The 10,472-nt window shown below is 68.8% G+C and carries 13 protein-coding genes; 6 read left to right on the forward strand and 7 right to left on the reverse strand.

Features of this window, described 5'->3' with window-relative positions; genetic code table 11:
* Positions 1–152 precede the first annotated feature (152 nt).
* From ACQZ13_RS10280 to ACQZ13_RS10295, 4 genes are all read left to right on the forward strand, one after another.
* On the forward strand, positions 153–632 hold the full coding sequence (locus ACQZ13_RS10280) for a hypothetical protein (protein WP_431051584.1): 480 nt from the start codon (positions 153–155) through the stop codon (positions 630–632).
* Positions 633–636: 4 nt separating this feature from the next.
* Positions 637–1,068, forward strand: a complete 432-nt coding sequence (locus tag ACQZ13_RS10285) for a hypothetical protein (RefSeq protein ID WP_431051586.1) — start codon at positions 637–639, stop codon at positions 1,066–1,068.
* Positions 1,065–1,346, forward strand: a complete 282-nt coding sequence (locus tag ACQZ13_RS10290; RefSeq protein ID WP_431051588.1) for a hypothetical protein — start codon at positions 1,065–1,067, stop codon at positions 1,344–1,346. The genes ACQZ13_RS10285 and ACQZ13_RS10290 overlap by 4 nt, the downstream gene beginning before the upstream one ends.
* Positions 1,347–1,433: 87 nt before the next feature.
* Positions 1,434–2,120: a glutathione S-transferase family protein gene (locus ACQZ13_RS10295; RefSeq protein WP_297532498.1), complete on the forward strand. Its 687-nt coding sequence runs from the start codon at positions 1,434–1,436 to the stop codon at positions 2,118–2,120.
* Here ACQZ13_RS10295 and ACQZ13_RS10300 read toward each other — a convergent pair.
* From ACQZ13_RS10300 to ACQZ13_RS10315, 4 genes are all read right to left on the reverse strand, one after another.
* Complete coding sequence (locus tag ACQZ13_RS10300; RefSeq protein WP_431051590.1) at positions 2,117–2,344, reverse strand: type II toxin-antitoxin system HicA family toxin; 228 nt, start codon at positions 2,342–2,344, stop codon at positions 2,117–2,119. The genes ACQZ13_RS10295 and ACQZ13_RS10300 overlap by 4 nt on opposite strands.
* A 4-nt stretch (positions 2,345–2,348) precedes the next feature.
* Complete coding sequence (locus ACQZ13_RS10305; protein WP_297532502.1) at positions 2,349–2,555, reverse strand: type II toxin-antitoxin system HicB family antitoxin; 207 nt, start codon at positions 2,553–2,555, stop codon at positions 2,349–2,351.
* A 249-nt stretch (positions 2,556–2,804) separates the two neighbouring features.
* A complete protein-coding gene (locus ACQZ13_RS10310) occupies positions 2,805–3,017 on the reverse strand; it encodes a DUF4287 domain-containing protein (RefSeq protein ID WP_431051592.1) in 213 nt (70 codons plus the stop codon).
* A 94-nt stretch (positions 3,018–3,111) separates the two neighbouring features.
* The gene (locus ACQZ13_RS10315; protein WP_431051594.1) at positions 3,112–4,428 is read right to left on the reverse strand and encodes an Nramp family divalent metal transporter; all 1,317 of its coding nucleotides are present in this window, start codon (positions 4,426–4,428) and stop codon (positions 3,112–3,114) included.
* Between the two features lie 106 nt (positions 4,429–4,534).
* Between ACQZ13_RS10315 and ACQZ13_RS10320 the strand changes: the two genes are divergently transcribed.
* Positions 4,535–6,523 carry a DEAD/DEAH box helicase gene (locus tag ACQZ13_RS10320; RefSeq protein WP_431051596.1) on the forward strand — a complete coding sequence of 663 codons (1,989 nt, stop codon included), beginning with the start codon at positions 4,535–4,537 and terminating at the stop codon, positions 6,521–6,523.
* Between the two features lie 30 nt (positions 6,524–6,553).
* The gene (locus ACQZ13_RS10325) at positions 6,554–7,585 is read left to right on the forward strand and encodes a DUF4253 domain-containing protein (protein ID WP_431051598.1); all 1,032 of its coding nucleotides are present in this window, start codon (positions 6,554–6,556) and stop codon (positions 7,583–7,585) included.
* An 84-nt stretch (positions 7,586–7,669) separates the two neighbouring features.
* Here ACQZ13_RS10325 and rpoZ read toward each other — a convergent pair whose 3' ends face one another.
* The 3 genes from rpoZ to ACQZ13_RS10340 form a co-directional block, all read right to left on the reverse strand.
* Entirely contained in the window at positions 7,670–7,873 is a 204-nt protein-coding gene (gene rpoZ, locus ACQZ13_RS10330) for a DNA-directed RNA polymerase subunit omega (protein WP_058936171.1), read from the reverse strand.
* 21 nt (positions 7,874–7,894) lie between these two features.
* Positions 7,895–8,530 (reverse strand): guanylate kinase, encoded by a 636-nt coding sequence (gene gmk / locus ACQZ13_RS10335; RefSeq protein ID WP_431051601.1) that lies wholly within the window; start codon positions 8,528–8,530, stop codon positions 7,895–7,897.
* A gap of 83 nt (positions 8,531–8,613) precedes the next feature.
* Positions 8,614–10,428 (reverse strand): Imm49 family immunity protein, encoded by a 1,815-nt coding sequence (locus ACQZ13_RS10340; RefSeq protein ID WP_431051603.1) that lies wholly within the window; start codon positions 10,426–10,428, stop codon positions 8,614–8,616.
* Positions 10,429–10,472 lie beyond the last annotated feature (44 nt).

Consider the following 10,472-nt stretch of genomic DNA (forward strand, 5'->3'; position numbering starts at 1 on the left):
TCGCGTCAAAGCGGAATCGGGTGCCAGGTCTCGTGCGCCCCTGGTGGCCCGAGCTGAGAACCAGAGGAACCGTATGCGCGTTGGCCTTAAATGTGGGGACAGTCCTCTCGGGCTATGCAACGCTTCTGTCATCGAGCAAGTCTTGGAATCTCATGAGCGCTGATTTCGCCGAGTTCGACCTTCTCGACGAGCGTCCGAATGCGGAGATCGTCATGGCGCTCGCCGACCTTCTTCAGGTGGCGCCCGAATGTTTCCTGCCTCAGGGTGACTTCTGGGCCGGCTCGCTCGACGCAACGAGAGCTATCGCTTTTGAACCGTCACGTTTTGCTGACGGGGCGCGAGTGTTCGTGCGGCTAACTGGCAACTTCGATCTTCCTCCCGTTGCCGCTCTGGGTCACGCACTCTGCTTGAAGCTACGCACGCCCGTGGTGGTCGGGGATGAAGGCCGTCGCCCACCTGGTGCGGTCCTCGTGTTCCATCCGGAAGGGCGTGTTGAAGAGGGGATCGAGATTCCCTCTGGTGGGGGCGGACACAAGTTCGAACTCTTGGGCGAGGTGGATTTGCGTTGGGTGCCGGGTCTGGGTGACGCCGCGGGCCCGATGTCCGGTCAGTTCTGCGATCCCACCCTTTGAGCCCGTGTTCAAGTTCTTCGACCAACTCTGTCCGATCGTCGAGTCCACCGATTACTGGTCTGACGACGCCTTGCATCGCGCGGCGGATGCGCTGGATGATTTCGGTCCGGCGGACTGGAGGGCACTGAGCGAAGCCTGGAGCGCGCGCGACGCGGTATGGCTGCGGGGGTGTGCGGAGGCAATGTCTTCTTCGGCGCGTCCGCTGCAGGTGATATCGCTCCTGCTCGACATGTTTGATCACGAGGACGCGTTGGTGAAACTCGCGTGCTTCGATGCGATCTACCACCTCGTTGAGTCGCACCCGGAACCGCTCGCCAGTTTCTGCGAGCCGATCCTCCTGCTTGCGGATCGCGCGGCTACGGTGCCAGGTGTTTCCCGTTTTGGCATCGAGAATCTTCGCGGTCGCCTGACATCCTCCGTCCAAAAGCCTCGATGACCACCATGCTCGCTCTCGCCAGGACCATCGCGAACGCCGCTCTGGTGTTCGAGTTCTCGGAGGACTCGCAAATCGATCCCGATCTGGCCGTCCAGGCGCTCGAACAGATGGCGCACGACCTTCAGCGCCTGTCGACTGATGAGCAGCGTGCGCTGAGTGAGGCCTTCATTGGCCTGTCGTTGGAATACACGCACTCACCTCACGCAGAGTTCGTGGCCAATCTGGGTGGATCGTTGGGGCTGGGAGCCGGCCCTCAGGACTCGATGGCCAAGGAGTGAAAGTGGATGGTGCTCAATCCGTGCCGCGCCTGGTTGCAAGGGGAAATGCTTGAACTGGGATCTCCAGCGCCCGCATAGACTCCCCCGATGCTCACCGTCCACCACCTCAACAACTCCCGCTCGCAGCGGGTCCTGTGGCTGCTTGAAGAACTCGGGCTCCCGTACGAGATCAAGCACTACCAGCGCGACCCGAAGACGATGCTCGCGCCGCCCGAGCTGCGCGCCGTCCACCCGCTCGGCAAGTCGCCGGTGATCAGCGACGACGGGCTGGTGATCGCCGAATCCGGCGCGATCCTGGAGTACCTCGTGGACCGCTACGGCGAGGGCCGCTTCAAGCCCGCCGTCGGCACGCCCGACGCGCTGCGCTACCGCTACTGGATGCATTACGCCGAGGGCTCGGCCATGCCGCCGCTGCTGCTCAAGCTGGTCTTCGACCGCATCGAGCGCGCGCCCGTGCCTTTCTTCGTGAAGCCGATCGCCAAGGGCATCGCCGCGAAAGCCAAGGCGACCTTCGTGCAGCCGCAGATCGACAACCACATGAACTACCTGGAAGGCGAACTCGGCAAGAGCCCGTGGTTCGCCGGGGCAGAGTTCAGCGCGGCGGACGTGCAGATGAGCTTCCCGCTCGAAGCCGCCGTGCAACGCGGCGGCGCCGCGGCGCGCCAGCCGCGCATCACCGAGTTCCTGCAGCGCATCCACGCGCGGCCCGCCTACCAGCGAGCGCTGGAGCGTGGCGGGCCATACGCGCTCGCTGCAGGTAAGCAGCCTGGTTAACGCGAGCCGATGAAGTCGGCGATCGAGAGGCCGATGTCCGCGCAGATCTTGTGCAACAGGAAAGAGCGGATGTCGCGGCCGGCGTGAAAGGGCACCGTGGTGGTCCTGCCGTCCGCATGGCGGAAGAAGCGATGTGCTCCCTTGCCAGGACGTCGCACGAATCCAAGCGCGAGCAGGATCCGCTCAACCTCCCTGGCACTGAGCACCGGCAAGCCGGCGCCCATGACCTCACTCCATGCGGAACGTGGTGTTGAACGCGATGCCGCCCTCGATGCTCACCATGCCTTCTTCGGCGAGCATCTGCAGCACCTCGGTCAGGTTGTCGAGGACCTCGGCGACTGTCGCGCCTTGCGTGTAGGCGCTGCGAACCTCGGGCACGCTGCCGACCAGGATGTCGCTGTCAGGCTCGCGCTCGATCAGGGCATTGAAAATCATGCGCGGGAGCATAGCGCCGCGCACGACGGGCAGGTGACGCTGACGCAGGGAAGGAACTTGAAGCATGACGCCTCCGGACTGCTGAAGTAATGCAAGCAGTCTAGGAACGGGCGGCTCTTCCGATTTCGACACGCCTTCTGTTTCTGAAGCGGACTTCGTTTTCGTCAAATGCGCGCCAACGAACGTCGAGTTCTGATGCGAGGATCGGACAAAGCCGTTCACTTCCGTTTTTGGCGCTCGCCGGATCTGCTATTTCTGCTTCGCCAGAAACACCGCCACCAACGCATTCGCATGCCCGTGGCCCATCGCGTGGTCCGTCTTCAGCAGCGCGACCAGCTCCATGTGCTTCATCGGCCCCGCCGCCTTCAGCACGCCCATCCAGTGCTCGATCGGCTGCCCGTACTTCTTCTCGATGGACGGGAAGTACGACGCGGGTCCTTTGACTTTCTCTTCGGTGGTCATGTATCGCTCCTTGATGGATGGTGATCGTCGGGTCAGTGCCTGACCTCATCCTCACGACGTCCGATCCTCGCCGTTTTCGACACGGTCTTCCCCGTCAACTGACTAGCGACCACAGCAAGGCCGCATTCGCCCCGGTCACCAGCACGAACAGCCCCCAGCTCAGCACCCGCACCACCGGCCCGTTGGCGAATTCGCCCATCACCGCGCGGTCGCCCGTCAGGCGGATCAGCGGCCACATGGCGAAGGGCAGCTGCAGGCTCAGCACCACCTGGCTCGCGACCAGCAACTGCCCGACCGCCTTCTCGCCGAACCACAGCAGCCCCAGGAACGCCGGCACCAGCGCCAGGAAGCGCGTCGCCAGCCGACGCTGCCAGCACGGGATCTTCAGCCGCAGGAAGCCCTCCATCAAGACCTGACCCGCGATCGTGCCGGTGAAGGTCGAGCTCTGGCCCGCCGCCAGCAGCGCCACCCCGAACAGCACCGACGCGATGGAGCCGCCCACCAGCGGGTCCAGCAGGTGGTACGCGTCCTGGATTTCCGTCACCTCCGTGTGCCCGTGCGCGTGGAAGGCCGTCGCCGCCAGGATCAGGATCGCGGCGTTCACCATCAGGGCCAGCGTCAGCGACACCAGCGTGTCGATCGTCGACAGCTTGATGGCGTCGCGCTTGGCCGACGCCGTGCTCCCCACGCGCCGCGTCTGCACGATCGACGAGTGCAGGTAGAGGTTGTGCGGCATCACCGTGGCGCCCAGGATGCCGATGGCCAGCAGCAGCGCCTTCGGGTCCTGCACCGCGACGCCGTTGGGCACGAAGCCCCGCGCCACCGCGGCCCAGTCTGGCCCGATCAGGAAGAGCTGCACCGCGTAGCAGACGCCGATCGTCATCACCAGGCCGAGGATGATCGCCTCCACCTGCCGGAAGCCCCGGCCCTTCAGCCCGAGCACGATCACCGTGTCCAGCGCCGCGATGCCGACCCCCGCCAGCAGCGACATCCCGAACAGCAGGTGCAGCGCCAGCGCGGTGCCCAGCACCTCGGCCACGTCGCAGGCGACGATGGCGAGCTCGGCCATCACCCACAGCGGCAGCCGCACCGCGGGCCGGTAGCGCTCGCGGCAGGCCTGCGCCAGGTCAAGACCCGACACCAGGCCGAGCCGCAGCGACAAGGTCTGCAGCAGCATCGCCGCCAGGCTGGACGCCAGCACCACCCACAGCAGCGCATGGCCGAAGCGCGAGCCGGCCTCGATGTCCGTGGCCCAGTTGCCCGGGTCCATGTAGCCGACCGAGACCAGCAGGCCCGGTCCGGCCACGCGCAGCAGCCGCTTCCACAGCGGCGCGCCCTCGCGCAGATCGATGGAACCGTGGACCTCGGACGGGCAGAACGGAGCAGTGGCGGTGGTGGGCAGACCGAGCATGGGCGGATTCTCTGCGGAGTCGGCAATGGGCCGCGGGCCGTCAGTACGCGAGGCGCCCCGCTATAGTCCCGCCTCCTTCGCATTCCCGCCTGTCCCGTCGCGACCCATGCCCCTGGCCGACATCCGCGCGGCGATCGCCGCCGAGCTGGCCGCGACGCCCGAGTTCTACGATTTCCGCGTGCTGCGCAGCAGCGCCGACGGCGCGCTCTGGCGCGTGACGCTAGCACCCGACTACGTCTACGCCGAAGGCCAGCGGCCGGGGCAGGCGTCCGCCCACACGCTGCTCGACGAGCGCCTCGAAGGCGCGTCCGCGTGGTGGGGCGCGCCGGTCAAGGGCGCGGCAAGCGTGCGCGCCGTCGTGGTCGCGGACGATCAGCTCGTGCTCCAGAACGCCAGCGCCCCGCCGCCGGGCGAAGGCCATCTGCTGCGTATCTATCCGCCGCGTTTCCTGAATGCCGTCGCCGATGCGTGGCTCGACGACACCTGGGCGCATCGCGCCGCCGGTTGCTGGCCGGGCCTGTCGACGCCGAGACCCAGGGCCGATGCGACGACGCTCGACGGCTCGCCGTTCCGCTGGCTGCGGCCCGCGCAGCGCGAGGCGCTGAAGCTTGTCAGCTTCCACGACGCCTTCCTGTGGGGGCCGCCCGGCACCGGCAAGACGACGACGCTCGGCGTGCTGCTCGCCGAATACCTCGACCGCCGCCCGGCGGCGCGCGTGCTGTTGCTCTCGACGACCAACCACGCCGTCGACCTCGCGACCCTCGCCGTCGACAAGGCGCTGCAGAAGGGGCGGCGCGAACACCTCCGACCGGCAGTCCAGCGACTCGGTTCGCGTTTCGATGTCGATGCCTACGAGGGACGCGGGCATCTGATCCCGTCCTCGGGCATCCCGTCGCCGCAGGTGCTGGCGCAATGCCGGCTCGCCACGATGACCACGACCCGCGCCGCCTTCACGTTGAAGACGTTGCGCGAGCTCTCGCCCGACGGCGAGCCGCCGTTCGACCTCGTCGTCTTCGACGAAGCCAGTCAGGTGAGTCTGGCGCACGCGCTGGCGCTGATGCCGCTGGGTCGCGCGCGGCTCTTCGCCGGCGATCCTCAGCAGCTCTCGCCGGTGCTGCGCAGCGAGGACCGACTCGCGCGCCAGTGGCTGGGTCGATCGCCGTTCGCGGCGATGCCCCGGGGAGTCCAAGGCGGGCAGGGCGATCAGAGCGGCCTGAGCGGTCCGAGCGGACAGGGCGCCTCCGCAGTGGCGATGCTCGACGAGCAGTCCCGCATGGCCGCACCGATCGGAGCGCTGGTGAGCGACCTGTTCTACGACGGCGCGCTGCGCGTCGCCGCGGAGGCGTTGGCGTCGGAGGACTGGCGGCGCTCGCGCGAGCGTGCGCTCGGCGAGATCCCGGCGGACGTCCACGTGAAGGTGCACCGCATCACGCGCGAGGGCTTCTGGTCCGCGAAGGACCGCGGCCCGATCCGGCGCGAATCCGCCGACGCGATCGCGGCCCTGATCGCGCAGGCGCTCGCGAGCGGCGACTGGGCGCCGCATGAGCTCATCGTGCTGACGCCGTTCCGCGCGCAGCGGGCGCTGATCCGACAGCGGCTCGATGCCCTCGGCGTCGACGACGGCGTGAAGGTCAGCACCGTCCACCGCGCGCAGGGCAGCGAGGCGCCGGTCGTGTTCTTCGACCCGGCCGACGGCACGCAGCCCTTCCTGAAGACGGAGGAGGCGCGTCGGCTGCTCAACGTCGCGCTGAGCCGCGCGCAGGCGAAGGTGGTGATCTGCCTCTCGTCGGCGGACCTGACCAACGAGGTGCTCGCGCCCATCGTGCACCGCATGCGCCTGGCGGGCGATCCGCGCGAGGCGGTGCCGCTGCTGACGCTGGCGAAGGCGCCGGACTTCCCGTTCAACACGCGCGGACTGCGCGTGGCGGCGGGCCGCCTCGTCGGCGAGGTCGACCGCATTGCGCCCGACGGCGCGCGCTTCTGGATCATCAACGAGAAGAGCGGCAACGAGGTGGTCATCGATGCCGGGTTCTGGCGAGATCGCGCGAGCGGCATGAGCGGCATGGACTGTACGAACGGTACGAACGGCGCGTGAGAATGCTCGTCGACAACACGGTGCCGCCTGATGAGCCTCTTCAAGAAGATCTTCGACCGCTTCTCGACGTCGCCCGACGCTGCGTCGCCGGCTCCCGAGCACGCGGTGCTGATCCGCTTCCACTACGGACGGTCTGATCTCACCGCGCTGCATGCGCTCGAAGACGAGATGACACGCGCCGTGGCCGACGCAGGCGCGGGAGAAGTGGACGGGCACGAGGTCTCCGTGGGCGGCGGCGATGCCACGATCTACGCCTACGGTCACGACGCCAACGCACTGTTCCGATCGATCCGTCCCGCGCTGCTGAATGCGGCCTGGATGGACGAGGCGCGGGTCACCCTTCGCTACGGACCGCCTGAGGACGGCATTGCGTCGATCGACGTCGTGGTCCGGCCGCTGAAGTTTCCGTTCCCTGTCGAGACGATGCCGGGCGACCGGGCCGTTGAGCGTTGGCAGGCGCTCCGCGCCGAAGGCGGCAGCACACCCGTGATCCTCGGCGATCTTGAGGATCGCGAGCAGCTCTGGGAAGGATGGGACAGCGACGAGCCAGCCCTCGATGAACTGCTGGCCCGAGCGGATGCGATCGACGTCGACACCTGGCTCCGCGAGCGGGAGCGCGAGAACGCGGATCGGCTTGCCGAGTTCTCCGACGGCGTCTGGCCGACGTCGAAGCGAGCAGCCTCGACCTTCTTGCGCGTCCCGTTCTCGGATGACGGCACGCCGCGATCGGGGATCGGCGTGGCCCTCCTGCCGACGGCCCGGCATTGGGAAGCGGCCGCCTGGCTCAGGTTCGGCGGCTGGAACGCCTGCCCTGAGCCTCAGGACCATGTCGCGCTGTGGCGCTCCTGGGCGGAACGCCACGGCGCGCAGGTGGCCAGTGTCACGGGGAGCGTCGTCGAGTTCGTCGTGGACCGTCCGCCAGCCACCGCCGAGGAAGCCCTGGCTCTGGCCAGGGAACACTTCCTGTACTGCGACGATCTGGTCATCCAGGGCTATGGCACGCTGGAAGCGCTGGCGGCCGCGCTGCTCGACGCACCGGTGTGGGTCTTCTGGTGGGATTGAGGACCCACCAACGACAACGCCCCGCGGAGCGGGGCGTTTCCTGAGCGAAGGCGGCGCCGGAGGGCGTCGCCGTTCAGCCTGCGATCAGACCGGCACGCGGCGCAGCATTTCCACGCCGACGTCGCCGTTGGCGACTTCGCGCAGCGCCGTCACGCCGGGCTTGTTCTTCGACTCCAGCTTGGGCGCGTGGCCTTGGCTCAGCATGCGGGCGCGGTAGGTCGCGGCAAGCACCAGCTGGAAACGGTTCGGGATCTTGGTCAGGCAGTCTTCGACAGTGATGCGGGCCATGCTGGTTCCTGAGAGTCGGGGTTATTCGGTAACGTCGGCGATGAGGTCGAGCGCGCGGAAGACGGTCGACCGGTTGCGGCGTTGGGTCGCGTATTTTAGCCGCTGCGCCTGCACAATCGACTTGAGGTCGAAAATTGCCGTCTCGAACACGGCATTGATGACCACGAAATCGAAGTGCTTCGCCTGCGCGACCTCTTCCCGCGCCGTCTGCATCCGCTTGGCGATCACGTCGTCGGCGGTGTCGCCGCGACGGATCAGGCGCTGCTTCAGCTCCTCCCAGCTCGGCGGCAGGATGAAGATCAGCACCGCGTGCGGGAACAGCTGCTTGATCTGCAGCGCCCCCTGGTAATCGATCTCCAGCACGACGTCGTCGCCGTGCGCCAGGCGCGCCTCGATCGCCGCCCGCGAGGTGCCGTACAGGTTGTCGTGGACATGCGCCCACTCGAAGAACTCGCCCCGATCGATCATCCCGCGGAACTCGTCCACCGAGACGAACAGGTACTCGCGGCCATGCTGCTCCTGACCGCGAGGCGCGCGCGAGGTGTGGGACACGGAGACGCTCAGCTTGGCGTCCAGTTCCAGCAGCGCCTTCACGAGGCTGGATTTGCCGGCGCCGCTCGGCGCGGCGACGACGAAGAGATTGCCCGGATATTCCATGCGCCGATTTTAAGGGACACGGCGCGCTGGCTCCGCCAGCCGCCCGCCCGGCGTACCTCCGAAGAGCCCGGCGCCGCGCCGGATCAGCCCCCGAGCAAGGCCGCCAGCGCCCGGAACGGCTTCGGAAACCACGCCCAGTGGTCGTCCACCCAGACCAGCCCGTCGTAGCGCACGCCGGCGTCGTGGCCGGGTTCGATCACCTGCCAGGTCACCCAGATCCGATGCGGATCCAGCAGCGGCACCAGGGGCCGGTAGCCGGTGGGGAAGGGGCCGGACAGGGCGTTGTCGTCGCCGAGCATGCCGGCGGGAGCGGCCTGGATGACGAGGCGGCTGGTGGCGGAGGCGCGCCGGACGGCCGGCGGACGCGACGTCCACATCGCCTCGTAGGCCTCCCGCGCTGCGGCCACGGCCTCCGGGTGGAAGACAGCGGCGTAGTCCCCGGGCCGCGGGCGCAGTTGCGCGGCGATCGCGCCCGTCGCATCGCGGTTGAGCGCTCCCAGCAGCGGTCGGACCTGTTCCGAAATCAGCGCGATCGAGGCCAGCGCGCGGGCCGGCGCAGGCACGGCCGGCGGGATCGTGAGGCGTGTGCGCTCCTCGCGCACTTGTGCGAGCGTGATGCCCGCGGAGGCGGCTTCGGCCGGAAATCGGCGCTCCAGCGCGTCGAGCAGCTGCAACGATTCGGCGTGAAGCGCCTGCGCGCCGGAGTCGTCGGAAGCGTCCTGCGCCGTGGTCACGCCGCGCCGCAGCGCCGCGTAGACGCGGAACAGCTCGGCGGCGGTCAGCGCGAGCGGCCAATCCGGCGCCGGTCCGCTGTCCGGCAGCGCGAAGCGGCAGCGCGATGGCGGCAAGCCCGGGCAGCCGTCGGCGTGATGGATCGCGATGAGGCAGTCGTCCTGGGTCACGAGTTCGTGTCGACGCCCGACGCGCGGGAAGCCTTGCAGGTCGAGGAACCACTGCGGCTCGCGGTCGTGCAGCACGCGGCGGGGCGGAAACTCGTAGTCGACGAGGACCGGGGCAAGATCAGCGACCTCGGCTGCGTCCACGGCGGTCGTCGGCGCAGGCCCAGAGGCGGGCGCCAGAAGGGTGTCCGGCAGCAGCGGCGAATCGACGTGGAGCACGAGGCCACGCCGCTTCGCCAGCGCGCACAGGCCCGCCAGTTCGAACGCGAGCAGGCCCAACGTCTCGCCGCGGCCGTCGCCCGCGCCGTGGTGCCGCGCGTGCTCGGCGAGCGCGTCGGTCAACGCGGCGCGCAGCGTCTCAGTCGAGGCGGCCGCGGCCAGCGCCTGAGCGAAGCGAAGCAACGGGACGCGCGTCCGCGCCGCCCAGCCCGGATCGGCGATGCGCAGCCGCTCAGGCGCAAAGGCGTCGATCGCCTGGCTCAGCAACGAGGCGGCGGCGCCGTCCTCCCCGCGATACAGCGCCGCCAGCGCGATGCAGAACGGCGTCCATGCGGTGTCCGCGACTTCGGGCGGCTCCTGCGCCGCCTGCACGGCCAGCGGATGCGTGATCGTCTCCAGCGCGCCGGCATCGCCGGCGCAACTCGCCAGCGCCGCCGCCAACGACCAGCGCGGCGCCTGCCAACCCGTGCGGCCGCCGACCGGGAAGTCGCGCATCGCGCCGTCGGCGAAGCGCACCCGGGCCGTCCCTTCGCGCCGCGACGCGCAGAGCGCCGCCGCCGTGCCGCAGGCCGCGCCTTCGCGCACCGCGGCGGCCACGGTACCCGCCTTCGTCGCGTCCATCGATGCGAGCGCGGCCCGCTCCGCAGACACCGTCAACAGCTCGGCCGCGTCGTCGGCGTAGCGCGCGGCGAGCACCGTCTTGCGCAAGGCATCGACCTGGGTCAGCGCCTGGGCGTGCGCTGTCCACAGGACCGGGTCGCGAGGATCGTCTGAAGCCATGTCAGGGCGTTCCGAGTAGGGCGTTGCGGCTGGAGGGGGCAGGT

This window comes from Roseateles sp. L2-2 (assembly GCF_050613215.1).
GTDB lineage: Bacteria > Pseudomonadota > Gammaproteobacteria > Burkholderiales > Burkholderiaceae_C > Roseateles > Roseateles noduli.